The following is a 26,280-nucleotide window of genomic DNA, read 5'->3' on the forward strand; positions in this document are numbered from 1 at the left end:
TCCAAGTCATAAAAAGCTCCGCCAGGGGCTTCCGTAACCCAAAAAACTGGCGAATCGCCATCCTCTTCCATATGGGTAAATTACATCTCTCCCCTTATCATCCTCACCTCTCTTCCCAAGCCGTTTGACGAAGAGGCAGAAGTATTCCCTAGCCAAATTACTGAAGCAATATCCGGGAGATCTCTTGAGGCAGATCAAGGAATTGAAGATCGAGACCGGTGTCTCGGCCTGGGCTGATCCGAGAACTTCACTTTTGATGACGATTTCCGGCATCCCCCGTAGGATCGGCTTTGATCATCAGGCGCAGAATTACTTCGGTTCCGAACGACCTTGGCGTGCGGCAGGACTCAAGAAAGCTCAGATGCTGCAAGGTATCATGCGAGTTCTAGGCAAACCACTGCTTACGGAATGCCTCAAGCGGAATAATTATCTTCAGCATCATGTGGAAGATTGCGCCCAGTTTTACAGGCATCTCGGGGTGGAATGGAAACCCGAATATCCTTGGCTCACACAACCTGCAGCCCTGTTGCCTGAGGAAATACAAAGTTTCGTTCAGGAACATCATGAAGCAGGACGACCGGTGGGAATCGTACATGGTGATGAGCGGACGGAGGCAAAAAGATGGCCTGCTGAGAGATTCCAGGAGTTGGTGGAGCGATATCTCATTCCAAACAATCTCCCCGTCATTCTGCTTGAACTTAAAAGAATTTCATCCCCCGGAGATTCATCATCCGCTAGTGTTTACTTTCAGACCCGAATCTCTGGCTGCCTATGTGGCCCTTTCCGAACTTTGCGACTACGCTATCTACAATGACACCGGTTCAGCTCATGTCAGTAGTGCCACGGGAAAAATCAGTAGTGACGATCTTTAGCAATAGCCGGCCGGAATGGTTCTCTCCCTATGGGAATGAGCAATTTATTGTGCCCGGGGCAGAATGCCCGCATAAGCCATGTCTCGAGCATTGCATGATGCAAAGTTTCATCTGCCGAGATGGGGTGACGGTTAAGTCAGTTGTGGAGAAGCTTAGAAGTTGTCTGCGCGAACTAAATATACAAAAAACAGGATGCGATGAGTGATGTTCTGATTGTCCGCCTAGATCACTTGGGTGATTTGGTTCTGACTACGCCCTTATTTCGCGCCCTTAGCAAGGCGGGGCACCGTGTCACTGTCGTTGCCCGTCAATCCTCACTACCTGTCTTGGAGGGGAACCCTTATATATACAATCTGTTGGCCTCGGAGGATTTAGCGCCCGATTTTCCAAGGGGCTTACTGGCTCTGGGCGGGGCGATTCGCAGGCTCCAACCTGAAGTCGTGATGCTGCCTCACGCGAAGCCGCGAAGGTTGCTCTTTGCTGTGCGGTCTAGTTTTTTCGGGAGAATGATTGTGATGTGGGGTGGCATTCCATCGAGGCTTCTTCTCTGTAACTCCTTGCGTTCAGGATTGCCTGAACGTGTAAGGCACTATTCTGACATTATGCTCGATATGGCAAGGGCATTGAATGTTCCTCCGGATGGAGTGAATCCAGAAATCTTTCTTTCCGATATTGAAAAGAAGAACGCAAGGAATCTGCTCCGCGAGAGGTTCGGTGATCGGAAGGTGTTGGTAATTCATCCCGGATGCGCGGGGAATACCTGCAATCTTCCGATTGATTCCTACACTGCTCTGGCGAGGAGGTTGCTTAGTTCAACAGATGTTGGGATTGTTTTTTCTGGCATTTCACCAGAGAGGGAGGTGTTTGTTGGCAAGCTTTCTGAGTTTGAGGGTAATGAACGCGTCTGGAATACGATGGGTGAGTTTTCATTGCGAAAATATTGCGGCATTATCGAAGCATCTGATCTTGTTGTCACACCTAGCACGGGACCACTTCATCTGGCTAGTGCCTTAGGGAGAAGTACGCTATCCCCCTTTTGCTGCAGAGCAGGTCTAAGCAAGGAAGTATGGGGAAACCTGAGCGCTAAAAGTATTGTGCTTGAGCCTCCAAGTCGTGTTTGTGCAGGACGAAACAAAGGAAAATACTGTGATTTTCAAGGATGTATCAATGTCGAAAAGCTTCTTCAGTCTTGTATCGATCTTCTTGCTATCGCTTGATTCTGATGGCGACAGCAGTTTCTTTAAGTAATTAGGGAGAGCAAAAGGTCTGCAACTTTCTTTGTTGTGGCTTGATCGAGATGGGAGTTTTGTTCTTTAGGAGGAAGAAATTCCATATCAGGGCCTAGGTCGTATTCCGAGTCGGGGCAATAGACCCCGGCTTCCATTCTGGAGAACCACGGATTGCGCACAAAGACAACAGGCACCCCCGCCGCATTGGCAAGATGGCGGGGGCCGGAGTCCGTGCTCAGGACGACATGGCATTTGGTGAGAAAGGCGATCAAGGCCCGAAGCTCCAGACGGCCCGCATTGATGCTGACCGGTAAACTGAGCGAGGATTGCAGTAATTTTAACTTCTCTGCGTCCTGAGCAGCGCCGCAGAGCACGATCTGAGCAGTGCTCGAACTGTGGAGTAGCTCCAGGGTCTCACGGAACTTCTCGAGCGGCCAGACACCAGTCGGTTGGCGCGTCGTGACAAAACAGGCCAATACCGGGCGATCATCTGCCAACTTGAGTTCGGACCAGAGGGCTTCTGCTTTCCTGTGATCCTGCTCAGTCAGAGTGACTTTCGGACGCAAATCCCAGTTGGTTTCTTGCTCAGTGAGTTGAGCCACGAGATCTCGGAAATAGGCAGGAAACGGTTGAGGGTAGTTGATCCTGATTGGATGGGTTACCAATCCGGACCATCCCTTGTGGACGTATCCGACTCGGTTTGGAATGCCCAGAAGCGTTGCCGTCAGCAGTGGGCGGCTGTAGGAGCCGCTGTCGTAGCAGATCGCGACATCATACTGCTCCTGCTTCAATTTCATGAAGTCCTCCGATCCATAGTACGGGATCTCCATCCGGTGGATTTTCCGGAATGCATGATTGGCCTCTAGTACCTGCGCGGCCGGTTCCGGTGCCAAAATATCCCAAGTACAGTCCGGGAAACCCTTCGCCAATTGCATCAGGGAGGATGTGCGGTATAAGATATCTCCGATATGATTCGCGCCGATCAGAAGCCCTTTGCGCCATCTCTCCGGAGAGGTGGAGGAGCCCGACCACCATCTGGAGCCCATTCGCAGCATTGGGGCAAGCGCCTCGGTTGCATGGGCGCAAAGCAGTTGCCTGTGGCTTCGGAAACACTCAGGAATCATCTCTATGGGAGATCCTGCTCGTGCTTTCATTTCCCTGCAAGGAGCGAGAATGGCTTAGGTTATTTAACCGCCTATCGTGATTAATCATGGGTAAGCAATCATTCAATCCGGCTAGCGGGCAATTCATGATCTGGGGAGTGATTGCACTGGGATTGTACGCCGCACTCCAGGCGGGAAATATCATTGCCGATGACGGTTACGGAACGATTCTAATCTATCTCGGAGCCCTGATCGGGGTGATCGCCGTCCTGACCATCAGGCAGTATTGGTGGATTCCCCTTTTTCTGATCACCGCGGTGAGTTTTTCTACCTCGGTCGGATTCAAGCTTCAGGGAACCGATATCGCGGCCATGCTCGCTCTAGCCGCTCTCCTGGCGATGGTCTGCATGGGGCAACTCAAGTCAAAGCATGCCGAGTCGAACTTAGGTTTCTTTTTTTACTTATTGCTGCTCTATGTGGGAATGCATGCCGTGCTCTTCGGCTTGCAGAACTATTACAGCGGAGACACGCAGTTCAAAAACATCGTGAAGGCCTACTACGGGGCGTTTATGCCCCTAGTGATTATTTGGTTGATGGACCGATACGCCCATGAAAAGGGAATAAAGGGAGTGATCCTGACTGGAACGATCCTGAGCGTGATTTTTGGCATCATCGCTCTTGTCATGCACCTTGCCGGGTATTCCCTGCCGATTATTGGCGGGGGAACACTTGATTTCAGCTGGGCAAGCGCGGGGAACGCAATCGGCTATCTCCGATGGGTGATCCTGCCATTCCTGATGCTCGCGATCTGCATGGTATCCTGCAGGTCTCTTTCTGCCGGAAGTAAAATCTTATATAGGGTATCCATAGGAATTCTGATTCCACTCAATGTTTTCGGTGGTGGACGTGTGGCTTTAATCAGCCTTCTGCTTTTTATTGTTATCTGGTTTGGCATCCGGAAGAAGTGGCAGCAGGTTATCATCACCGGATGGATCACCATGCTGGCAGTAATGGCACTAGTCCTGATGGGCCACACCATTGATGCAAGAACTCTCCAGAATATGCCGGAGAGTTTCAAGAATGTGCAACGCGCCGTCTCGATCTTCCTGCCGGCGGATCAGCAGAATGATGACCAGACAATGACCGAGGGGAGCAATGTGTGGCACGAGGATCTGGTGAAGGGATCCTGGGACTATGCCATGAAGAATGCCTCCACAATGATTTTCGGCAACGGCTACAAGGGATGGGATGATTCGATCAACATCAACATGTTCACCTACGGGGCGGCCTATGACTCGGCGGTCCAGATGGCTATTCGAATGGGGATGTCGGAAACAATGTTTTTCAGTGCATTGGCGATTTTCGGATGGCTGGGTGTGGTGCTCTACTATGCCTTCATGATCGAACTGCTTCGCAGAAGCCGGCGGGTCATTCATCTCTGCTCCCAAGGCACGATGGCGAGGAGTCTCTGCGAGTTTTCGTTCTGCAGTATCCTGGTGACCATCATTGTCTCCCCGATCGGAGGGGCGATTCCCTCGTACGGCCTGATCTACTGGATGCTAGGATTCACTGCTGCCGAGCCGTACCTGGTGAGGCGTGCGAGCGGGGCTGTGGCAAAAGGCGCTGTGTATCTAGGATCAAAGCGGGCCATCGCTTAATTGAAGGGGTGCTGCTCATTACGGTGGCCATAAATTTCTTCCAATCCTTTAATATAATTTTCTACACTACGACTCTGTTGCGGCCATCCTAACTTAACGCTCTTAAAGCACCAAAAACCTATTATGTATGATCGAGTTAGCCTGGCTTAACAAACTGCACTGGCGGTTCAAGTATGCTTGGAACCTTGGTCTTGGTTCCACAACGGTCTGTTTTCTACAAAAAATCCGTCAGTCCATCGGTCGTCAAACTCGTCCCTACAAGCTACTTTGTAAATACATTAAGCATCCACTTCTCTGCCGTCCAGGGACAAGCGACAGGAAGGTGTTTTTACAGATTTTTGCTGACCGCGACTATCAATGTCTCGACGAAGTTCAAAGCGCTCAACTTGTGATCGATTGCGGCGCGAACGTCGGATATTCATCGGTTTATTTCCTCAATCGATTCCCCAGTGCAAAGGTTATCGCGATTGAGCCCGATCCCAATAATTTCGCCCTTCTAAAGGCCAATGTCGCGCCTTATGGCGACCGCTGCGAAACTCTACAGACCGCAGTGTGGTCGAGCGAGACTGACCTTGTGATCTCCGAGGTGCCATTTCGCGATGGGCGAGAATGGTCAAAAACGGTGCGTCCGATAAGAACTGGCGAGACCGGCTCCATGAGGGCAATCAGCATCGGCTCGGTTTTGAAAGAAAGCGGCCTCCAGCGAATCTCAATCCTCAAGTGCGATATCGAGGGAGCTGAAATCCAGGTTTTCTCTTCCGGTTTTGAGTCATGGCTAGGCAAGGTGGACAATCTTGTGATCGAGTTGCATGGTGATGAGGCGCGGGCTATCTTTCTAAGAGCAATCTCCCATGAAGGATTTCAAACTTCAGAGTCGGGCGAGCTTTTTGTATGCCGTCGCGCTACCTCCATCCCTTAGAGGAGTGGTTAGCGCCCACCACACAAAATAGGTGCAATAAAGAATCGTGCCGTAAATTCAGTATTACGAAGCAGATTCCGGTATTCTATCAAAATCCTTTTTTAAAATATGATCAGATTTTTCAGTCAATCCACTAATTCAACGATAATTTCTTGCCCCGCATGGTCTTTAGGGTTGATTAAACTTGGAGACCAGCACTCTAAATTAATCAAATCAGCGCGCTCACGACACTCTATTCATCTGAAAAAAGATCGTCCATTCGTTCCCATTCAGCGAAATCTCTTACGAGATTTTACTCATGAGATTGACGAACATCTCCTCGTAGCTGGTGGTGATGACCTCCCAGTCATAGAGACTCGCCACCCGTTCGCGGGCAGCTAGCCCCAGCCGTCGGCGTTCCGCCGGATTGTCAAGAAGCCCTGAGATTGTTTCGCGAAGGCTCTCTATTTCGCGATCCTTTTCGAATACAGCCACCGCCTCGCCTCCCACTTCGAGGTTTGCGGCCGAGTTGCGTATGACGATGCAGTTTCCGAATCCCATCTGATCCAATAGGACGGGTCTTGTTCCGTCGATGCCGCTGGGTAGACAGAAGAGTGACGCCGATCTGCTGATGGCGGCATAGTCGTCGGCAAATACGTACCCGGCAAAGACGACCCTTCCGTCGGCTGCCTCGCGAAGGGATTGCTTGTACGCCTCGGAGTAGGGTGCATCGCCCACGATAACGAGTTTCTTGTCCGTTTTGATTTGCTTGAATGCCTCGATGAGGAGTTCGGCCCGGTTCTCCGGCACAAGTCGGCTGACGAAAAGAACGTATCCGTCCGGCTCTAGGCCTAGCCGCTTGAGGATGTCGCTCGGGGGAGTTTCAGTGGGAATATTAGCCCCGTAGGGGACATAGACCGTCTCGCATCCGTAGAGTTCGCGGTATCGCTTCTGGATGACTTTGGCATCGGCAACGACGATGTCTGCAAAACGAGCTGCCCAGGACTCGCTCCAGAGAAGCCATCGGGAAGCAAATCCGCTCCATTTCTTGCGGGCCCAGTCTTCCCCGTCGACATTGATGATCGTGGGAATGCCAAGCCAGCGGCAAGGGAGGCAGAAGATGGCATTGCCAACGCCGCAGAAGTAGGCGATATCCGGGCGCTGGAAGGGTAGCAAGAGCACGGACAGAAAAGTGTGGACGATGGTGTCGAGGGACTTCTTGTTGATGGTGGGAAGCCTGATGATGCGAACCCCCTTGTAAGTGCGGTCCTTGAAGGGCACGAACGGGTAGCGGTTGAAGACCACGACCTCGTGACCGCGCTTCACAAGCCTTATGGAAAGCTGCTCGTAGAAGGTTTCAAACCCGCTGTAACGGGCCGGTATGCCACGGGATCCGAGGAATGCGATTTTCATGTGGGTCGAGGGGTGGCTTTTAAGTCGTAATTCGTGCAATGCGTTCCCATGCCCGGACCGTTGGTGCGGCAAGTCGCTCCAAGGTGTAGGAAGCCGCGTGGAGAATCCCTTCGGCCGAGAGTGAACTGCGTTTCGTCTCATCTTTCCTCAACATGAGGATGGTCTCTCCGAGGGCCGCTTGATCGGTTACATCGGTGTAGCAAGCCGCTGTCCCACAGACTTCCGCAAGCGCCGAATGTCGGCCGAGGATCACAGGCGTGCCACAGGCCATCGCCTCAATGGGGGGGAGCCCGAAGCCTTCAAATAGGGAGGGATAGACAAAAAGCAACGCTCCCGAGTAGAGGGCGGGAAGATCCTCCTCCGGTAAATATCCGGTGAAAACAATCCGATCGCCCGATGCATCACCGATGCCGGCCTCACTGAGGATCTCATCAAAGAGCCAAGCCTTCTTTCCGGTGATGACGAGTGAAGTCTCCTTCATTTCGGGTCGGTCCATGATTCGTCTCCAGGCGCGGATCAACGAGATGATGTTTTTGCGCGGCTGGAGATTCCCAAGCGCAAGGATGTAGCGTTCGGGAATGCCCAATCTGGAACGGAGGCCCCTTATTTTTTCCGTTTCAGCGCGCTTGTAGTGCGGGGGAAGGGCGTTGGGAGTGACGATGACTTTTTCCGAAGGGATCCCCAGTCGCCGGATAATATCCTCTCTGCAAAATTCGCTGATGGTCATCACGATATGCGAGGTTTTTGCGGATCGGGGGATCGTCGCCCGGAATCGTGCAACCTCGCCTCGGGTGAACCACTCAGGGTTATGTTCATAGGAGAGATCGTGGATCAGCAGGGAGACCGGACATCCCGAGAGCAGGGGGGAGACATACTGAAGATGAATGAGATCCAGGCCGTCACGAAACGATGCCAGAGGGAGGTCTAATCCGAGGCGTTTCAGCGGATTTGGAGAGACTTGATGGCGCTCGGCGCCTTGCAGGAGATCGCCGGCGATACGATTGGCGGTCGAGTGGCTGACGTACAGGACGTAGTCATGCTCTGGATGGGCATTTAAGCCCTGGAGGAGACATCGCAGGTAAGTTTCGTTTCCTCCGAGGTTTGATCCTAGGGCATGGGCGTCAATCCCGATCCTGAGCCGTTTTTTGGAGATGGAAGATGTCGCCATTTGTTGGATAATATATCCACCGTGCAAATAACCATAACCCGTCTATTTTGTCGCTCTCGCATTGCTTGGGGACACAGCTCGGGCGTTTCCAATTCGTGATTGCTCTTCTTAAGAGACTGCTTCTTGCCATGGCCCGCCTGATCGGAGCTGAGGTGACCGATGAGCGTACCGGTGGAAAGCTTGGCAGGGCACTCTGTCTTGCGGGTCCATGGGGAATCTGGATGATCGGACTTCCCCATGCCGTCCGGATGATGTTTATTCCGGAAAAGACAACTCTCTACACGAGGCACCGCATCGGATTCGCCACGCATGAGGAACCAGACTATGCCTCACTGCATGAGGGGGGAGACGTTCGATCCGATTCACTCCTGTGGGCCATTATCGTACACCAGCAACCCGAACAGATAGAGGCACTCCTGGGCTACTGGGAATCGCTCGGATATTCCCGAGATCGGATGCTAATCGTCCATGCAGGCAAAAAGGCCGACTTTGAAGCCATGGACATTCCGAACAAGGTCTTCGTGGAGGATGCCGAGATCAGGACGACCCATCACCCTCTGGAGAGGCAGAGTTACCACGGCGTCTTCCGTGAAGTGACCGCTTGGATGAGCGGAAAGGATTTCGGCGCTGTGGTATTGGTCGAGTATGACCACCTACCGCTTGTTCCCGACTGGGGTGAGAAACTGTGCGGCTTGATGGAGAGGGAACGAGCTGATGTGCTCTGTCACCATCTTACCCGTGTGGATGACACCAATGCCTCGCACTACCTCTACCACCTTCAGGATCGTCGCTTCCGCAATCTCTGGAAGAATTTGTCACTCAGGGAGGAAAAAGCCGTGTTTTTCAATGCCATCATGACCGGATCGGTGTGGCGTCGGGACGCTTTTGAGGCGGTCGCCGCGCACCAAGAGCCATTTCCTGTCTATCTGGAACTCTACCTGCCATCCCTGGCTCATCATCTGGGATATAGGGTGCGAGGACATGGTGATCAGGATCCCTTTATTCAGGTTGTGCCGAGGGAGGATCCCTTTTCGGATCGATGGGTTCAGGAAGGCGCATGGTCGCTCCATCAGGTGAAATCCCTTGTGGGATTCTCTGGAAAGAGTCGGTAAATCCTGCAGACTGATAACAACATGATGGCTCACCCTCTCACCCAGGAATCGTCAGGGAACAACCATGACCTGCGCAGGAAATTGATCGCTGCGGCCTTGGTTTCTCTAGGCATATTTGTCGTGTTTTATACCTTTGTGAAATACACAACGGGTTATGGTCAGACAAGGGGTACCATTTTCACTCAGATGCATTTGCAATGGCAGCTGGAGGAGTGGGGCCACTGCATGATGGTTCCTTTCGCCGCGGGGCTCATTGTGTTTTTGGACCGGGCCAAGCTATTGACCCTTCCCATGGTCGGAGCGGCGTCCGGTTTCTGGATCCTGTGCTCCGGGTTCTTCCTCTACTGGTTCGGCTACAAGGCCGATAACATTTACTTCTCCTATGCGGCAGCGCAGATCCTTCTCGCAGGACTGATCGTCTGGTTTGGCGGGTGGGGATGGATGAGGGAGTTGAGTTTTCCGTGGCTGTTTCTGATCTTCATGTGGCCCCTGCTGTTCCTCGAGAACTTCATCTCCTTTCCGCTCCGCATGCTGGTGAGTCACGCAGGGGTCGTGATCCTGAATCTCACGGGCGTTCCCGCCGTTCTTAACGGTACGGGGATACTTTCTGCGGCTGACCCCCTGCTTCACCTTGCCCAGGGTGAGAGGTTTGCCGTCGATGTCGCTCTCCCGTGCAGCGGGATGAGGTCCCTTTTTGCCCTGCTGATGGTCAGCGCCCTGTACGGGTATTTTTCGATCAAGGGAGCATGGGGGCGCCTGACCCTGTTTCTTGTGTCGATCCCGCTCGCGATTGCCGGGAACATCTGCCGGATCGTCATGCTGACGGTCGGCACCATGATCATGGGATCGGAGAGGGCGATCGGAAGCCTAGAACATCCCAGCTTCTTCCACATGCTGGCTGGTTATGTGGTTTTTCTGGTGGCTCTGGGAGGCATGGTCTTGGTAGCTGGATTGATCAATTGGGGCGCTTCCAGAACTCGAGCTTCCTCGGGGGTGACGAAAATCGCCGCCTCCACCCCGGCATCACCGGAAAATCCAAGCGAGCTTAACTAATCATGACAACCGGAGAAAAGAGCCTCATGTCTCTCACAAACAGAATTCCGTTTTGCCGTGAACTCGTCGTCGTTGTGATGGCGGGAATCACCCTGTTTTTCTGCTTCCATGGGGGGGCTGTCAAGAGCGGTCCAGAATCCGGAGTCATCATGAATCTTCCCGAGGTTCTGCTCGGGATGCAGGGAACCGAGGTGCCGGTTTCCGAGGGTGAGAAAGCGATTCTTCCGAAGGATACCGAGATAGCGAAGAAACAGTATCATTCGGGGGATGACCACTTGCTCTCCGTACAGATCGTCCTTGCGGGGGGCGAGAAAAGGAGCATCCATCGTCCGGAAATCTGCCTGCCCGCTCAGGGATGGACTTTGGATTCGGGGAACATGGTCCCCGTGAAACTTTCCAACGGAAAGAAACTTGAGGTGATGCGTCTTACCGCTAGGCGCCCGATCATGCTCAACAACGGAAGCAAGGCTGAGCTCGAGAGTGTCTTCTATTACTGGTTCGTGGGGCACAACGCCACGACCCCGTATCATCTTAAGAGAATCCTTCTGACCAACCTCGATATGGTCTTTCACAATGTGAATCACCGATGGGCCTATGTGATGGTCTCCGCCCCCGTACTCAAGGGATTGGTCCCCGGCGGCAATGACCTCAATCAAACCGACGAGATGCTGGACAATGCTGTTCGGGAGTTGGCCCCGGAAATCATGAAAAATCTATGAAACAAAGAGATGTCCGCGTGGATTTCATCGGAGAACTGCTCATTCCCACGGCTTACCTTTTTGTTGTTTTGGGCCTAGATTACACATCAAGGCACTCCACCATAACCCCTCTCTTTGCGGTTATAGGATTGATGGTGATGGCATTCTGCCTGCGCCCATCGTGGATGGTTGCTTGGGGCTTTGTGTATTCACTTGTTGTCGCCTGCATCTTTCTGATTCCGACATGGACTTCTTTTTTCAACAGCTCCAATACTCACGCTGAATCACTAACTCCTCTTGTGAGAACAGGGACTTTTGTGGTGGGGGCAACGCTTGCGACGCTTCTTTGCTTCTCTCTCAACCGAGCCAGATCCTTAAGCCGGAATTTGCGCAAGTTGATTGAAGGGGTGCCGACTCCCTTGATCGCTTCCGATGTCAACGGAAGGATCTTTCTGATTAACCGCACTGCGTCCGAGTTGCTGGGACTTGATGACAAGGGAAAAACCACCGAGTCGTACTTTGAACTGCTTGCCCCCAAAAACCGTAAGGGGAAAACCGTTGCCGAATATCTTTTGCGGTTCGAGAACCCGTCAATCAGCGACCCCCTCGTTCTTGAGTGCCTCGGGGTTGTCTATCACGGCTCTACCCTATTAATCGGTTCGAGTGATCCTCCACTTTTGATGACCTCGCTTGAAAGGAAATCCGTTTTGGAATCAACTCCCGAGTAGGCGGGTTGAACGCTCCCCCTGCGACCAGATGATGATGCCCTCGCCGCGAGCGGAAAGAGTCCTTCTGGTCGATGGTCACTACTACCTCTATCGCTCCTTCTTTGCGATCCGGGGTCTGACGAACTCGCGTGGCGAACCAACCAACGCAATCTATGGATTCGTGAAGGCGTTGCGGCGAATGCTCTCGGATCTGAAGCCCGACTACGCGGCTGTCGTCTGGGATGCCGGCCTGCCGGAGCGTCGCACTCAATTACAGCCTGAGTACAAGCAGCATCGGGACGAGATGCCGGATGATCTGGAGGTCCAGCAGGAGCCGATCCAGAAAATCGTTCCCCTACTCGGGGTGGCCAGTGTCTTCCTGCAGAACCATGAGGCGGATGATCTCATCGCTTCCTATGTAGTGGAGGCTAGCCGTCGCGGAATGGAATGTGTGGTGGCAACCAATGACAAGGACATCCTCCAGATGGTTCGCGAAGGGGTCTCTATCTACTCGACCGCCAAGGCCGATGTGGGCGAGGGGAATGGGGGATTCAAACTTCTTGGGATTCCCGAGGTGACAGCGAAGTGGGGGGTGGAGCCTTCGCTCATTGCCGATGTCCTGGCCCTGACGGGAGACTCAGCGGATAACATCACCGGAGTGGCCGGTGTGGGCGGTAAGACGGCAGCCAAATGGATCGCTCAGTACGGATCACTCGACCGCATCCTTGAGGGTAAGGAGCTGGACCCTAAGGTACGTGAGAAGGTGGAGGCCTCCCGTGAGCTGATTCTCCAGAACCGCCAGATGGTGGCTCTTGATCTGGATTTACCGCTGCCGCTACCGATTGCAGAAATGAAGCTTAGCCCTCGTTATCCTGAGCTGATCGAGGCGCTGCGGAATTGCGAATTCCGTTCACTGGTTGCCGAAGTGGAGCGCGAGGCGTCCACAGCCCAACTTCCATCTTCTATCGTCCATCCCCCCTCTCCAATTCCCGATCCCCATTCCCCATCACCTATCTCCCATCACCTATTCCCTCACCCTCCAGCCCAAGGAGAGCTCTTCTGATGAGGAAGAGTCTTGTTTTTGGCGCGGGACAGGGGGCTCGTCTGGCGGTGCTGGATCTCATCAAGCGCTCCGCGAATGGTCTTGGTGTGAAGCAGATTGCGGCTGAATTGGGCATGAGTTACATGGGGGTGAAGGCGCATTGCCTTGCTCTCGCCTCCGAGAAGTATCTGAGCACTTGGAGGCAGCCTGCTCCCAAGGGGCGCCCTCTGATGTTCTATCGATTGACGGAATCTGGAGAGCATCTCTTTGCAGAACCGGGTCTTGAATTGGCGATGGGACTGCTGCGCGATGCTGAAAAACTCTTTGGCTCTTCTGCTCCGCAGAAGCTGCTGACTCTCCATTACCGTTCCGAGGCCGAACGATATAACGCGATGATCTCTTCTCCGGAAGTCACTGAAAGAATAAGGGCCTTTGTCCGACTGCGTGATCGGGAAGAAAGAATGTCAGTGTTCTGGGGCAATGAGACTGGATGGGAGATCCACGAGTATCACAACCCCCACGCTGCTCTCATGCGGGAGTATCCTGCGGCGATTAACCTAGAGGAAGCAATGATCGGCGAGGTTCTGGGAGTGCCAGTTCGCAGAAGCGAGGAGGGAAACCGGATTATTTTTTCAACCTGCTAGGGAATCTCCTGATCGATCTCTTGCAGGCACAAAACTCCTGCCGAGAATGTGGTGGTGAATCAAACGGAGTGCCTCCCGCAGGGGCGCGGATCAAGGCTCAGAGTTTTTGGACTGATTTAAGAAGTGGTAAAGTTTTGCCGAAACAGACGTCGTTTGGGGCATCTGGTCTGCATTGCTCACTCCTCTTTATTTTCTCAGCGCCTCCGCGCCTCTGCGGGAAAATATGCAGTTTTTTCAATAAGCCCTATGCGAAACTTCCTCTGCATCTCCGCGTTTGCATGCATAGCCGGTGATGCGCATCCCTTTCGCCTGCGGGATAACTCGCTACGGAGGGCCTGATCAAGTCTTAGCCGGAAGGTGTTCCCTGCAGAATTCCCTGCCGTCCGCTGTGACGCGGAAATCAATGTCCGGATGGCTGGACTCGGTGTTACCGCATGCCTCGCAGCGATGGAGCGTCTCGACTGGTTGGTTTTTTTTGCTTTGTTTTTGGCCTTGAGGCTTGAGTCGGGTGGGAGCACCGGAGAATCCTGCAACACCCCTTTTCAGAATGCCCAGATGGGATCTCAACTCAGTATTGAAAAACAGAAGGTAGTTGAGAAAAGCCGCTCCCAGAGTCGCGGCTACTATCAGTGGTTGACCCAATGCGGAGAGGATCATGATGAAGGCACTGAAGAGAGCCAACCAGGCGATCCTGACCGGAAGAATGAAGAAAACCAGGACCTTGAAGTCGGGGTAGACCGTTGCATAGGCAAGTAGCAGTGAGAGATTAAGAAAGGTATTGGCCCGTCCGATGGAGGTCCCTTCACCTGACAATCCGAATCCGAAGGAGACCATCGTGCAGAGCAGGATGCCGCACAAATAAAAAGAGGTCAGTCTCGCCGCTCCCATGGCGGTCTCTAGTCCATCGCCTAGGTAAAGCAGGAAAAGGAGTGAGAAAAAAATCCAGAACGGACTCAGTGTCTCCGGAATAAAGATCCAGGTAACAAGTCTCCAAATCTCTCCTCGAAGAACAAGGGCGGGATTGAGCTCCAGAACCGAAAGATATCCCGGGGCCAGAAGATGGAGAATGAAAACCAAGGCGTTGAAGAGAACCACGTAGCGGATCAACCCCGGCACGGCGCAGTATTCCGAGATTCTACGCAGTCGGTCATTGAGTTCGGAACGCATGGGAAAACTCTATCATGACGCAAGCGCACCCCCAGTAAAAGAGTGAAGGAGGTCTCACTGATGTTACGAAATCGAAACAATCTTTTTGATGGCACGCTTGAAAAGAAAGCGTACCTTGTGGCTGTGGGGAATCCAGAGGAGATACCTAATATTGAGCACTTTCCGCTTTCTCCGCGGATGGCACGCCCCCCTGTCCCTTCCTCAGCACGGGAAGAAACAGAGTTAGCCCCCGAGATCACCAAGCGCAGCCTGACGCCCGCTCATAAAATCCAGGTTGAGTTCTGGCATCAAGGGGAGCAGGCAGCCGAGTTAGCAGCTCCCGTTAAGTCCAACCTTTCCAAGCGTTCCAAACGTACACAGAGGCCTGATCAGAGGGCTGATCAGTTGGGGTGGATCATGGGAGTGCTCGCACTCATCGTCATCGCGGTGACGGCTTATGGGCTCCATCTAAACAACAAAAAATATTCCTACAAGGATGGCTTTTCAAAGAAATCGAGCACGCCGACAATTGATTTCTACCAAGGCAACAACGCCTTCGCTAAAAAAGTTCTGGAAGAGAAAGGGGTGGGAAAAGAGAGCTCTGGAGTTGAGGTGCCCTCGCTTCCGGGTGGCAATGATGAGATGGAAATTCCTCTCAAGGATCAGATGGCCAGCATGAATGCGAAGTTGGATAAGGTTCGGGCTCAAAAACTGATCGAGGAGCCTCCCATCCCGATGCCCGAGAAGCTACAAAAGCCGGCATTGCCTCTTGGCGTAAAACCCACTGATCTCAAAAAATTCGACAATCCGCTGGAATTCAACGGCATGTTGCCCAAGCCTCTGCAGCGGACCAATTAAGCCGCCCTTTTCCGGACTAATCCTGTAAGACGCAAGCCGGATCAAGGGTCTTCAAAGACTCGCACGAAGTCAGGTTTTCCATTCCGCAGGAAGAAGGGAATGAGGCAGTTTCCCTCGGCCCCTTCCTGCTCGATTTCCAGAGGGATGCCCTGCCCGTCGATGACGGCCTCATAGCTCACGCACGCGGGCTGGTGCACTAGCAGGACGCTGTTTCCGGGAGCCAGATAGGCAAGCTGCTGGGCCGGCTTGTTCTCGGAGGCGGGGCTTCGGAGTAGGAGTGTTTTCCCCGGCATGGCATTGATGATCCTGTAGTGGCACGGATCAGAGGTGACTAGCGTGTAGGGGATAACATGGAACTGAACGTTGGGAAGGTAAACTCCCCGGGGTGCTGCATCTCCCAGGACCTGAGGTAGTTTTTCCGCCGGTCCGCGCGTGCTCAAATCACCCGTCAGCAGGAGGTATTGGCTCGAGACTGGTTTGAACCGGATGGTTTGGACTGTTGCGAGGCCGCCATTGGTGCTCCGCACGACATAATGAACCTCTGGCGTTGCGATGGCCTTATTGGCTGTCCATTTCCCCTGGGGAAAGTCGGGGTAGGCGATCGGCTTGTTGGTTCCGCCATTTCTCCCAGTGCCAATCCCAAGGGAGATCGAGGGAACGCTGGTGGCGTTCACAATGGTGACCCGGATCTCGGGAGTTGGAGTCGGGGTGGCTGCGGCGTGATGGTGCTGATGAGATGCCCGAGGTCCCTGAGGTCCCTGAGTTGAAAGCGTCGGCGAGGCGGGTGAGGGAGAGAGAGCCGGAACGAGTGTTGTCTGGGCCAGTAAGATAAATGCAGTGAATGTCATCATAACTGAGAAAAGGGATGCGTGGACTTGGAAGGTATGGCCTTGGAATGCACGGACTCAGCGCCACTGCACGTCATGCAGGGAAGGGATGAGTCGGCCTGTGGCATCGGGTTCCAGCCGGAGAAGTCCCTCCATGAGCGAGCGTCCCTTGGTTTTGCCATGAGGATCGAGAGCTTCGCCGATTACGTACAGATGGAAGACGCGGGTTTGCAGGATGCAATGACCGATGATCTTGCCGAAGGCCTCTTCCCTGGCACGGTCGAACACGGCGGCTGTCGGCGGTGAACTGCCTGGGATATTCCTTTGAAGGAAAGGCGTGTAGGTATCCGCGTTGACGAGATTTGTTGTGAGCGGGTAAAGATCGGAGAGTTTCTGGTAGGGACGGTTTGCTTCCACGACGGAGGCCAGATCATCCGCCGCATTGGCGCTAATACGTGAATTCGTAAAACGTTGGTCTGAGGTGACCCCGACTCCGTAGAAAAGTGAAGTGAGCACAGCGTGAGAGGCGGTGTTGACATTGATACGACCGGGAATGCCGGTGTTCGTGCCGAGTTGGTTGGTATCTGCCGAAGTATCCCTGGAAGGGGCGCGGCGTCCTTCGTCCGCTAGGGTGAAGAGATCGAGGAGTTCGATGGCTCGCTTGCCGGGAACATCCCAGTTGTTGGCTCCCGCAAACTGGAACTCCGGCTGCCCGATTCGGAGCGTCCTCCCACCACCACTACAGGTTAAGATGCCGGCCTGACTCGTGTTCACGGCCGAGCCCTGATCATCCACCTGGGCCGGTTCAAAGATATTCCCTAATTCCGCAAGGGAAACCATGGCTCCCTTTCGCATGACATCGGGGGCTGTCTTGTTATCGATTCCCTCACGATAGGAGGAGGGGATCTGATCAGGCATCTGCTCGGCAGTGGCGGGGCGGTTTCCGATCACGGGATTCTCCGGGATCCAGTCGCGGCTTTTCCAAGTGTTCTTGGGATCCAGAATCATGCCTTTGTTGAGTACGCCACCCGGGACAACGCCGTTCCAGAGAGTGTTTTCCTGATAGCTCGCGATCGGAACCCACGTGTAGGAGGTCAGAAAGGTGGCGCGGGGATCTCCGACAAAACGGTATTTCCCTGGATCCAGCGCCTCGGAGGATTCGTCCGGTTCGGTTTCTTTGCCTGAGTAGGTGGGAACCGTGAGGCATTGCCACCGAGGCTGGGAGTTGAGCAGTTGCTGTGCATTATGCTTCAGCCCGCCCTGTTCCTTCTTGGATTCATTCGTAGAACGGCGGGTCAGGTCGACAAGCTTCTCGTTCCAGTAAAACTCGAAGTATTCAGGGGCATTGTTTTCGTTGCCAGTCGGACCCTCCTTCCAGCTGGGTTCGTTGGTGCTTGGAGGGGTGGGTGAGTTCCAAGTCTGGGATTCAGGCTGGAATGCCACTACGGTGAATTCATTCGGACGCAGATCTCTGGTTGAGGAAGCAGTTTCATCATATTTCTTGAAAGGTGTCTCCACACCGGTTCCAAAAGCCACATAAGCCCTGTTCCCGATCACTAGACGAGGAATGCCTCCTCTCACGACGCTTGTTGTGGGGTTCCAGATCTCGACAAAGAACTGGCTTTCGATTGCGGTCATGTTGGTAGTGCTGTTTGTCAGGTAGGCGGTGCGCGTGCATTTTTCGGCAATCTGCGTCACATAGGGGACGAGATCCCTGCCCGATGGCTCACCTCCCGGAGGCCCTGTGGGTCCTGGTGCCGTGGAAATGTAATCGACGATGCTGCAGGCCAACCGTGTCAGGTAGAGGAACGGGTCGCTTCCTTTCTTGGCCAATGAGGGATCACGTTGTTTGAACTTCGGGAGGTTCTTGTCGATGATACGGGCGATATTGGTCGCGCGATCGTAGGATGTGGCGCCCCAGGCTGGGTTTGTGGCCAGATCGTTGAGGTTGTATTTTGGCAATCCACCTTCCGGAAGTGTCGCGGGGATGAGATCCGGCGTTTTGCAAGGATCGCGGGTTAGGAGTGAGCGTTTTTCCCCGTACTCCCGAGAGTCTTGGAATGCGGTTTCGAAGCTTCCCGCTGTCGGGAGATGACTCGCGATTTCGTGGAGATGGGCGGCTTCCTCGGGGCTTGGCAAGAGAGTGCTCCCGTCCGCCAGCGGGAGATCACCAGGACCATGATCCCAGTCCTTGGGATCCGTGCGTGGATTGCCGAGGTGAAGGGCCGGATTCAAACGGGCCGACTCGTCGGTCATGATGAAGGCATAGCGTCCCACAGTTTTTCCCTCGCTGTCATGGAGGGATTGCCAGAGTGCCGGATACACGCCATCGGAAGCGATCATCCCCGACCCCCTCAGCGCGGGCTCATTCGTCCCTTTTGAGTTGTTCTCATTGTTCGTGTCGAGGGAGCTTCCGACGAATGAGGGATCATTCAGGTCCACTGCCACGGAGGGGTTAGTGGAAAGCCGCTCATCAAGCAGTGATTTCAAGGTGTTTTTGGTGAGCTTTGGAAAGAGCGCCGCTTTGGTGAGGTCGAAGGAAAAAAGAGGCAGAATCTCGGTGCTGTTCGTGAGGTTAGATGCACCAAGAAGGAGAGGGGGGACGATATCTTCTTCAGGATCTTCTCCCTCTCCATTGGGTAGGGGTAGGCCGACCAGATAGGCCGGACGATTCGAGGTCGCGATCAGCAATAGCTCGCTTGCCGAGGCAATGCCGGACTCGGCACTCAGTTCCGCCTGTTCCTCTGCCGAGCAGGCCGCGCTACTTGTTCGCTCGATCCGCACGCTTTGGAGAAGGCAGACAAGCAGGAGTGTGAGCAGGCCGATCAGGCTGAGGACAGCAATGATAGCCGACCCCCTTTCCTCTTGTCGGGACTGCAACCTGGATGGAGATTTCGTCATGGCTGGGACAAGACCTCGCGACATGGCGGAAGGTGAATGATAGCCGTTGATCGTTGCAGCCCCTCTCTCAGAAGGCGGCCGTTTCTCTCTACTGCCTTGGGGTCCGAGGCGATGAGGCGAGCGGTCCTTGTATTGATGGCGGAGAGAGTCACCTCCAAAAGCTCCGGAGGAGTGCTTTGTTCAGGAATGGAACGGATCTGAAAGAAAACGATATTTCTCGCCAGCAGTTCCGTGGTAGCGGCGTTCTCCGGGGAGGCTTTTCCATAGAGTTCTTGCAGGGAATCCTCTTCCACCGCCTTGGATACGGGTTCCCCGGAGGCATGGAACCGGTAGAGATTCGTACATCCGTTTTCCTTGGGATCCGCGGCAAGAAAGTAACCTACTGCACAGAGATCTCCCTTGATCTCGGAGTGCCTTCGATCCGCTGGATGCGAAACGAGAAAAAAGAGACCTGAGGATTGTTCCTGTTCGGGCTTTCTGATGTCGAGCGAGTCGGAATTGGTGGTGATGACTGCGGAGTGGAGATCCTCGGTGATGATCTGAAGTGAGGCCCGAAGTTCACGAAGAGCCTCGCGTCTTCCTTCCCCATCGCGCCAGACCTTGGAGGCTCCATCTCCCATACCTAGAAGGAGCAGAATCAGAACGGCTAGGATCGCCGAGGAGACAAGAACCTCCGTGAGCGTGAACCCCTCATGGTTGAGGGGTTTTCCGAAATAGCCGTTTTTGATGTGATAATCGGATCGCATGGTCACGGTATCGCGAGAAGCTTTGTGAAACGATGGAGGGTTCGCCCCGATGCCGGAGCTGAAGGAGGCAAGGCCACTAGGACCTCGGCAATCACGATGCCGGGAGTGGAGCGTTTCGGGCTCAGGGTTAGCCACGCGAGGGCGGTGATGCCCTGCTCGAGGACGGGGTTGGTGGCTTCGGAAGCGGGGATTGCACGAATCGGTTCGCATGAGGAGTCGTAGGCGATACAGCAACTTGTCGGGGATTTGGCGGCGATGTTTTCCCAGACCGGAACGCCGTTGCTCATCGCTGTGGCTAGATGGAGAAGAGACGGATTATTTCCGAATGAAAGGCCCTCCATGATATCGGAGGCAATCAGGGTTGCCTGGGTCTCTTCCTTGGCGTCCCTTTCGGTTTTGTGGGTTACGGAGAACAGGGCGATCAGGGCAAATGCCGTGATGGAAAAAACACCGACGGCAACCAGAATCTCCACAAGGGTGAAGGCATGAGCTGATGAGCAGCTGATCTTCTTTCTCATTGCTTGGGACTCGTGGAATTGTAACTGGCTCGCCCGCTGCCACGGGAGAGCTCGATGGGAGAAGGCAAGGGACCTTTGGGGGATCGTAGGCGCAGTAAGAGTGCCGGGCCTCCCTGTTGAGGAATGCCGATTCTTCCCGAGCGTTGGAACATCACTCCCCCTACCGAGATGGTAGGAGGAACCGGGGCAGCTATTGCGGCACCCATCGCCGCAGCGATCACCTCGGCTAGTGGCTTCTGATCCATCAGGGTATCTTCCCCGACCTGGAACATGATTCCCCGGGGAAGCATGGTCCAGCTACCTGCTGATGTGAATGGCACGGACCCCGTACCTCCTATTCCCTCGCGAGTGACGATGCGAAGGGATGCTTGTTTTAGCTCATCATTATTCCTGAACAGCACCCAGGTCTCCTTTTTACCCGAGACTGCCGCCAGACGCGCCTGCTCCAGGCTCCCCATGACAAGACTCACTGCGGCGTTGTTCGCTTGGGAGCGGGTGATCGCTCCCCATGTCGGAACCGCAAGCGACACGAGGGCAGCGATCACCGCCATGACGACAAGCAACTCAGTCAGTGTGACTCCCGTACGAGTAGAGTTGTTAGGAAGAAGGTCAGACACAGCGCTGAAGCGTGTCTGATTGTCTTGCGACGAGCCACTCCAAATTCGCCCCCGATGATCGCCGACAGCTGAGGTGGTTTTTTATTGGCAGGCCCTGATGACCGAGAAGCCCAGCCAGATGCCGCTCACGCAGAGCAACACGGAGAGAAAGACATTCAGGAATGCCCCAATCCAGTTACCCTGCTCCATGAGTAAGAAAGTCTGGAGGCTGAAGGAGGAGAAGGTTGTGTAGCCACCTAGAACGCCGATCATGAGAAAGGTGCGGGCCCCAGGCGAGAAGATCAATCTTCCCGGTTCTGTTTCGCCATAGCCGGCTAGCAGGCCCATCAGGAGAGCGCCCATCACATTCACCACCACTGTGCCGAAGGGAAACTGGTTGCCCATCCAGCGGGTGACGAGATCCGTCATTCCCGCTCGGGCGACCGATCCCAAGGCTCCGCCAACTCCGACGAGCAGATAAGGATGCCTGAGCAGTAGGGTGATGAACGACATGGATGCACTGAACAGGAAATGGAAACCGGTTAAAAGATGGAAACTTTAGCGGCTTGGAGCGGCTTTGATTGATCAGAGAGCGGAGATTTCGGCTTTCCGATTTTTGTCATCCTCTGATACTCATCCAGGCATGTTCCCCACTTCACGACCCCTCCTTGTCCTTACTTCCTTGCTCTTTGCGGTTGTCCCTCTAGTCGCACAGGACTTCCCGACCACGAAAATTGCGGAGATGGATGCGGCTTCCTACCTGCAACCCCTTCCTGACAATCATGTGGTGCCGCTGAACGTCATCGCTGGGGATTTTGCAAAAAATCAGTCTGCGGCCATCGGAAAATATAATGGTCAGCGCATCACGGTGATCGGCCGGATCTCCGCTCTCAGCCAGGGAAGCAGCGAGAACAAGGTGCTCGTTGTCACCATGCAGGATCCCTCTGCGAATTTGCCCGCAGTGAAGGCCGAATTCCTTTTCGGATCAATCCCTGTAAACTCTGAGATACAGATATCGTCGGATGGTTCGATGGCGACTATTTTGCATCGCGATCGCAGCGGAATCATTCTCTCGCAGGACCCCTATCTTTCTGTCGATCAGCGCGTCGCTATCAAGGGGAATTTCAAGGGAGTTAAGGTAGGTGATATTGTCCTGACGGCCTGCAAGCTGGAACCCAAAGGGAAGTACAAGCAATGATGGGTGAGGGTGGAAACCCTCTTGAAAACTTTCCCAAGCACATACCGGTGGCTTGAATGTCACAAAAAAGAGCTAGTCAAGCAGGGGTGGGAGGCTTAAGAGCTTGAAGATAAATGTCTGATTCTCGTGACCCGATTCCAGATAATGGCGCTTCCCCCGATGTCTCTGGGGAAAATAAACCACTTATGCGTAAAGTGGGGATGATCGATCCAGGATTTCGAGAGCTTGAGGAGACCTCCGTGCTCCGTCCGCGCATTCTCGGGATCAAGACCCCTCAGGACTACCGGGATCGCCGCAATCTTAAGCTCTTGGGGGCTGCTCTCTTAGTAGCGATCGTGATTTTTGGTATACTGGAATACAGGCAGCTTCGTTTGGGCGCCCATGAAGCCAAGCAATCAGCGATGGGATTTTTTGATCAGAAGTAGGCAGCTCCCGACTTCCCCCGTAGCCAAGTAGACTTTAAACCCGAACTCCGAAGTTGAGGAGAGCGATTTGACACAATCTACTGACCGCCAAGAAGTCTTGTCGATTCTCGCCTGTATCAATCGATACGCCCTCGAAATCTCCGCAACTCCTATCGGCCAGCATCTTACGCCAACTCATCTCTTTCATCTTCGGAGTTCGGGTTAAAGGAGTTGCCCGATCAGGGTTTTATCCCTTTGCTCCCGAGATGCCTTTTCGCTCGCTCGGCCTTGATGCCGCTATTCTCAAAGCCGTCCAAGAGACCGGCTACACGGAACCGACCCCGATCCAGTCCGCCGCGATTCCCTTCGTGCTTCAGCGCAGGGATCTGATCGGTATAGCCCAGACTGGCACCGGCAAGACGGCCGCCTTCACGCTGCCGATCCTCTCGCTGCTGGCCGCCTCGCCATCCAAGGGTATCCGTGCCCTGATCATCGCCCCTACCCGTGAACTGGTCGTCCAGATCGAGGAGAATGTCCGGGCCTACGCCAAGCACATGCCGCTCACCGTGGCCACGATCTTCGGAGGAGTCAGCGAGCGTCCCCAGATCAAGGCACTCGAGCAGGGGGCCGACCTCGTGGTCGCCACTCCGGGACGTCTGCTTGACCTGATCCGCGGCAGGGAGAAGGCCTTCGCCCACATCGAGTTCCTGGTGCTCGACGAGGCCGATCGGATGCTCGACATGGGCTTTGTTCCCGCGATCCGCCAGATCGTGAGGCTTCTTCCCCGCAAGCGTCAGACGCTCTTCTTCTCCGCTACGCTCTCTCGTGAGATCGAGAAGCTGACCGGCGAGTTTCTTCAGGAGCCTGAGACAGTCGAGATCGGCCGCCGTTCCAATCCTGCCGACACCGTCACCCAGTCGATCTACGAGATTCCCCAGCATCTCAAGCCGGGTCTTCTGCTTCATCTGCTGCAGAATGGGGCGCTCAACGTGGTGCTTGTCTTCACGCGGACCAAGCATGGGGCCGATCGTATCGCCCGTCGCCTCGAGCAGGCGGGTATCACTACCGGCACGATTCATTCCAACCGTTCCCAGAACCAACGTCTGCGAGCCCTCAATGAATTCAAAGAGGGCAAAATCCGCGTTCTCGTAGCGACCGACATCGCTGCTCGAGGTATCGACGTCGATGGGATCACTCATGTGGTGAACTACGACTTCCCTCCCCACCACGAGGATTATGTCCATCGCATCGGCCGCACAGGTCGGGCAAAAGCCGTGGGCGAGGCGATCAGTTTCGTCTCCAAGGAGGACGATGATGCCCTGCGTGCCTTGGAGCGCTTTACCCGCCGTGGGATCCCACGTGTGAAAGCCGAGGGATTCGATGACAAGGCGCCGGCTCCTCCCCGCGAGAGGGGTGCTGGCGGCGATCGTCGTCCGCCGCGCAAGCCGGGCGAAGTGAGGGCTCCCCGCTCCTCATCCTCCTCTTCTTATCGCAGCGGAGGCCAGCCACGCCAGCGTCGTGCTGATACAGGTGGCGGTTCTGGCGGCACTCAGTCCGGTCAGAAATCCACCGGTGAGAAGAAAGGCGTGATAGGACGGATCTTTGGCCTTGGCCGACGCCGGGACTAGTGCGCCCCCTGCAGGATGATCTCGGTGATGCCGGGATACTGTGAGGTTTTCCCGGGAGTGATCTCGTTGATACTCAGTTCGATGAGATCTCCCTGATTCAGGAGGATGTCGGGGAAGTGGAAGTCTTGCCGGCGCCAGGTATCGGCGAGATAGAGGCGGGCGATCGGCTTTTTATTCAAGAGCAGGGTCATCGTCTTCACGCGGGCAAAGCCTCGGAACTCTTCCAGCGTCCTGATCACACCGTTGGCGATGGTGATCCCGTAGAACGGGGTGTCCCGGCAATCCTTGGGAAGTTTTTTCGGAATGCGGAACTGGATGATCTCTCCCGGTCCCGAGGTGGGTGAGATCCAAGCGGACATGGCGTCATCATCGCAGAGCTCCGATGCGGGCTTAAGCGTGGAAACAGAACTGCCTGCCAGCGTTTCCCAGAAGAAGGCACAGCGGAGAGAGCATCCCCCCATCAGATCCTGAAGGAAAGGCTCGCCCACCTTCGGTTTCAGCAGGGGAGGGGAATCAGCGTGGACTAATGATGATATCGCGGCAAAAGCCAGTAGGCTCAGTGTAATGAAGGAGGGTCTCAGGTGCACGATTTGCAAACTCCGTGGAGAGTGATCTCGTGATCTGTGACCCGGAACCCCGCAGGGACTAGTTTTTTAAGACCTTCCACGCATTTCTCGAGGTCGAAGACCGCATGGCATTCTCGGCAGTGAAAGTGATGATGGTGTCCTTTGTCGGCACGTTCATAGCGTGGCGCCTGTCCAGGGATCTCCACACAGCAGACCTGGCCCTCTTCTTGAAGGGTCTTGAGCGTGCGGTAGACAGTGGCGATCCCGAGAGTGGGGGCGCTCTTCAGGGCAAGGGTCATGATCTCGTCTGGCAGGAGTGGATGTTCCTGCTCGGTCAAGACGGCCTTGATGGCCTCCTTCTGGCGGGTTGTGCGTCGTTCGATGGCCAAGATGTTACTATGCCCGGTAGAGATCGTTATTTCAAGCCGTCGACGATGGCCGCGACATTATGCCTCATCATGGAGTCATAGGTGTTTGCCTCCGACTCACCCAGTCCGTCTGAATAGAGTGTGTATCCCGTCCTGGCCCCTGTTTCCTTGGAGATCTGTTGAACGGCACGGGGGTTCTCGATGCTCTCGAAGAAGACAGCCTTCACACGCTGTCCTCTGATCACTTCGATGATCTCCCTCACATGTCGGGAGGATGGCTCTTCATTCGTTGAGACTCCTTTCAAGGGATAAATGGTGAATCCGTAGTCATGGGCAAAATATTGGAGAGCATCGTGCGAGGTGACGAGTTTGCGCTGATCGTGGGAGAGTCCTGCCAGTTTCACCCGGATCCAACGCTGCAGTTCGTCTAAGGAGGAAAGATAGCTCTGCGCATTCTTTTGGTAACTGGCTGCATTGGATGGATCAGCCTTAGCAAATGCGGCGGCTATCACTCTGGTGGCTATCTTCATATTTTCAACACTGTGCCACCAGTGGGGATCCTCCACTTTCTTTCCATCCTCGTTCATGGTCAGGGAGGGAATGTCTCCGCCGATGTTCAGGAACTTTGAGGAACCGCCGCCAGCAGCCTCTTCGAGTTTTGTCAGATACCCCTCGATTCCCTTCCCAGTGAAGAGGACAAGATTCGCATCGGCTACTTTTCTCACATCACTCGGTGTCGGTTCGAATTCATGGGGATCGATTCCCGACTTGATGACAGCCACCACCTTCACGTGATTGCCCCCGATGTTTTTCGCAAGATCCGTCGTGATCGTGGAGAGCGAGGCCACGGTTATGTCGGCCTGGCCCAAGGAGGTTCCGAGGACGAGCGCGGTCAGGAGCAGGGGAAGGGGGTGGATGATTTTCATG

26 protein-coding genes are annotated in these 26,280 nt (G+C 54.4%); 13 read left to right on the top strand and 13 right to left on the bottom strand.

Annotation, left to right across the window (positions count from 1 at the left end):
* The first annotated feature begins 1,474 nt into the window (after positions 1-1,474).
* On the top strand, positions 1,475-2,089 hold the full coding sequence (locus K8R57_05100) for a hypothetical protein (GenBank protein ID MCE9587673.1): 615 nt from the start codon (positions 1,475-1,477) through the stop codon (positions 2,087-2,089).
* A gap of 23 nt (positions 2,090-2,112) precedes the next feature.
* On the opposite strand, the gene K8R57_05105 is transcribed toward K8R57_05100, so the two are convergent.
* Complete coding sequence (locus K8R57_05105) at positions 2,113-3,225, bottom strand: glycosyltransferase family 9 protein (protein MCE9587674.1); 1,113 nt, start codon at positions 3,223-3,225, stop codon at positions 2,113-2,115.
* 86 nt (positions 3,226-3,311) lie between these two features.
* Between K8R57_05105 and K8R57_05110 the strand changes: the two genes are divergently transcribed.
* Both K8R57_05110 and K8R57_05115 read left to right on the top strand, forming a co-directional pair.
* The gene (locus tag K8R57_05110; protein ID MCE9587675.1) at positions 3,312-4,862 is read left to right on the top strand and encodes a hypothetical protein; all 1,551 of its coding nucleotides are present in this window, start codon (positions 3,312-3,314) and stop codon (positions 4,860-4,862) included.
* A gap of 127 nt (positions 4,863-4,989) precedes the next feature.
* Positions 4,990-5,781, top strand: coding sequence for an FkbM family methyltransferase (locus tag K8R57_05115; GenBank protein MCE9587676.1), 792 nt, complete (start codon positions 4,990-4,992; stop codon positions 5,779-5,781).
* Between the two features lie 282 nt (positions 5,782-6,063).
* On the opposite strand, the gene K8R57_05120 is transcribed toward K8R57_05115, so the two are convergent.
* Complete coding sequence (locus tag K8R57_05120) at positions 6,064-7,173, bottom strand: glycosyltransferase (GenBank protein MCE9587677.1); 1,110 nt, start codon at positions 7,171-7,173, stop codon at positions 6,064-6,066.
* Positions 7,174-7,192: 19 nt separating this feature from the next.
* The gene (locus K8R57_05125) at positions 7,193-8,341 is read right to left on the bottom strand and encodes a glycosyltransferase family 4 protein (GenBank protein ID MCE9587678.1); all 1,149 of its coding nucleotides are present in this window, start codon (positions 8,339-8,341) and stop codon (positions 7,193-7,195) included.
* 95 nt (positions 8,342-8,436) lie between these two features.
* Between K8R57_05125 and K8R57_05130 the strand changes: the two genes are divergently transcribed.
* From K8R57_05130 to K8R57_05155, 6 genes are read left to right on the top strand one after another with little or no spacing between them, the layout of a single operon-like run.
* Positions 8,437-9,453: a hypothetical protein gene (locus tag K8R57_05130; protein MCE9587679.1), complete on the top strand. Its 1,017-nt coding sequence runs from the start codon at positions 8,437-8,439 to the stop codon at positions 9,451-9,453.
* A 21-nt stretch (positions 9,454-9,474) separates the two neighbouring features.
* On the top strand, positions 9,475-10,506 hold the full coding sequence (locus K8R57_05135) for an exosortase/archaeosortase family protein (GenBank protein MCE9587680.1): 1,032 nt from the start codon (positions 9,475-9,477) through the stop codon (positions 10,504-10,506).
* A 26-nt stretch (positions 10,507-10,532) separates the two neighbouring features.
* On the top strand, positions 10,533-11,225 hold the full coding sequence (locus K8R57_05140; GenBank protein MCE9587681.1) for an EpsI family protein: 693 nt from the start codon (positions 10,533-10,535) through the stop codon (positions 11,223-11,225).
* Complete coding sequence (locus K8R57_05145; protein ID MCE9587682.1) at positions 11,222-11,932, top strand: PAS domain-containing protein; 711 nt, start codon at positions 11,222-11,224, stop codon at positions 11,930-11,932. Before K8R57_05140 ends, K8R57_05145 begins: the two co-directional genes overlap by 4 nt.
* A gap of 34 nt (positions 11,933-11,966) precedes the next feature.
* Positions 11,967-12,974 (top strand): flap endonuclease, encoded by a 1,008-nt coding sequence (locus K8R57_05150; protein MCE9587683.1) that lies wholly within the window; start codon positions 11,967-11,969, stop codon positions 12,972-12,974.
* Positions 12,974-13,597 carry a hypothetical protein gene (locus K8R57_05155; protein ID MCE9587684.1) on the top strand — a complete coding sequence of 208 codons (624 nt, stop codon included), beginning with the start codon at positions 12,974-12,976 and terminating at the stop codon, positions 13,595-13,597. The genes K8R57_05150 and K8R57_05155 overlap by 1 nt, the downstream gene beginning before the upstream one ends.
* Before the next feature lie 339 nt (positions 13,598-13,936).
* Here the strand turns inward: K8R57_05155 and K8R57_05160 are convergent, their stop codons facing one another.
* A complete protein-coding gene (locus K8R57_05160; GenBank protein ID MCE9587685.1) occupies positions 13,937-14,764 on the bottom strand; it encodes a rhomboid family intramembrane serine protease in 828 nt (275 codons plus the stop codon).
* A 177-nt stretch (positions 14,765-14,941) separates the two neighbouring features.
* Between K8R57_05160 and K8R57_05165 the strand changes: the two genes are divergently transcribed.
* Positions 14,942-15,601 (top strand): hypothetical protein, encoded by a 660-nt coding sequence (locus K8R57_05165; GenBank protein MCE9587686.1) that lies wholly within the window; start codon positions 14,942-14,944, stop codon positions 15,599-15,601.
* A 41-nt stretch (positions 15,602-15,642) separates the two neighbouring features.
* Here the strand turns inward: K8R57_05165 and K8R57_05170 are convergent, their stop codons facing one another.
* The 6 genes from K8R57_05170 to crcB form a co-directional block, all read right to left on the bottom strand.
* Positions 15,643-16,452: a hypothetical protein gene (locus tag K8R57_05170; protein ID MCE9587687.1), complete on the bottom strand. Its 810-nt coding sequence runs from the start codon at positions 16,450-16,452 to the stop codon at positions 15,643-15,645.
* A 54-nt stretch (positions 16,453-16,506) separates the two neighbouring features.
* Positions 16,507-19,329, bottom strand: coding sequence for a hypothetical protein (locus K8R57_05175; GenBank protein ID MCE9587688.1), 2,823 nt, complete (start codon positions 19,327-19,329; stop codon positions 16,507-16,509).
* Positions 19,326-20,075, bottom strand: a complete 750-nt coding sequence (locus tag K8R57_05180) for a prepilin-type N-terminal cleavage/methylation domain-containing protein (protein ID MCE9587689.1) — start codon at positions 20,073-20,075, stop codon at positions 19,326-19,328. Before K8R57_05180 ends, K8R57_05175 begins: the two co-directional genes overlap by 4 nt.
* 2 nt (positions 20,076-20,077) lie before the next feature.
* Entirely contained in the window at positions 20,078-20,593 is a 516-nt protein-coding gene (locus tag K8R57_05185) for a type II secretion system GspH family protein (GenBank protein ID MCE9587690.1), read from the bottom strand.
* Entirely contained in the window at positions 20,590-21,210 is a 621-nt protein-coding gene (locus tag K8R57_05190) for a prepilin-type N-terminal cleavage/methylation domain-containing protein (GenBank protein MCE9587691.1), read from the bottom strand. Before K8R57_05190 ends, K8R57_05185 begins: the two co-directional genes overlap by 4 nt.
* Before the next feature lie 81 nt (positions 21,211-21,291).
* Positions 21,292-21,702 (bottom strand): fluoride efflux transporter CrcB, encoded by a 411-nt coding sequence (gene crcB / locus K8R57_05195; GenBank protein MCE9587692.1) that lies wholly within the window; start codon positions 21,700-21,702, stop codon positions 21,292-21,294.
* A gap of 130 nt (positions 21,703-21,832) precedes the next feature.
* Between crcB and K8R57_05200 the strand changes: the two genes are divergently transcribed.
* The 3 genes from K8R57_05200 to K8R57_05210 all read left to right on the top strand — a co-directional run bounded on the left by K8R57_05200 (position 21,833) and on the right by K8R57_05210 (position 24,419).
* Positions 21,833-22,387, top strand: coding sequence for an OB-fold putative lipoprotein (locus K8R57_05200; protein MCE9587693.1), 555 nt, complete (start codon positions 21,833-21,835; stop codon positions 22,385-22,387).
* Positions 22,388-22,572: 185 nt separating this feature from the next.
* Positions 22,573-22,812: a hypothetical protein gene (locus K8R57_05205; GenBank protein MCE9587694.1), complete on the top strand. Its 240-nt coding sequence runs from the start codon at positions 22,573-22,575 to the stop codon at positions 22,810-22,812.
* Positions 22,813-23,057: 245 nt separating this feature from the next.
* Positions 23,058-24,419 (top strand): DEAD/DEAH box helicase, encoded by a 1,362-nt coding sequence (locus K8R57_05210; GenBank protein MCE9587695.1) that lies wholly within the window; start codon positions 23,058-23,060, stop codon positions 24,417-24,419.
* On the opposite strand, the gene K8R57_05215 is transcribed toward K8R57_05210, so the two are convergent.
* From K8R57_05215 to K8R57_05225, 3 genes are read right to left on the bottom strand one after another with little or no spacing between them, the layout of a single operon-like run.
* Positions 24,416-25,015 (bottom strand): hypothetical protein, encoded by a 600-nt coding sequence (locus K8R57_05215; protein ID MCE9587696.1) that lies wholly within the window; start codon positions 25,013-25,015, stop codon positions 24,416-24,418. The two genes, K8R57_05210 and K8R57_05215, sit on opposite strands and share 4 nt — an antisense overlap.
* The gene (locus tag K8R57_05220; GenBank protein ID MCE9587697.1) at positions 24,997-25,368 is read right to left on the bottom strand and encodes a transcriptional repressor; all 372 of its coding nucleotides are present in this window, start codon (positions 25,366-25,368) and stop codon (positions 24,997-24,999) included. Before K8R57_05220 ends, K8R57_05215 begins: the two co-directional genes overlap by 19 nt.
* 32 nt (positions 25,369-25,400) lie before the next feature.
* A complete protein-coding gene (locus tag K8R57_05225; protein MCE9587698.1) occupies positions 25,401-26,279 on the bottom strand; it encodes a metal ABC transporter substrate-binding protein in 879 nt (292 codons plus the stop codon).
* Position 26,280: the final 1 nt, after the last annotated feature.

The sequence above is a fragment of the Verrucomicrobiota bacterium genome, from assembly GCA_021413925.1.
Lineage (GTDB): Bacteria > Verrucomicrobiota > Verrucomicrobiia > Chthoniobacterales > UBA6821 > UBA6821.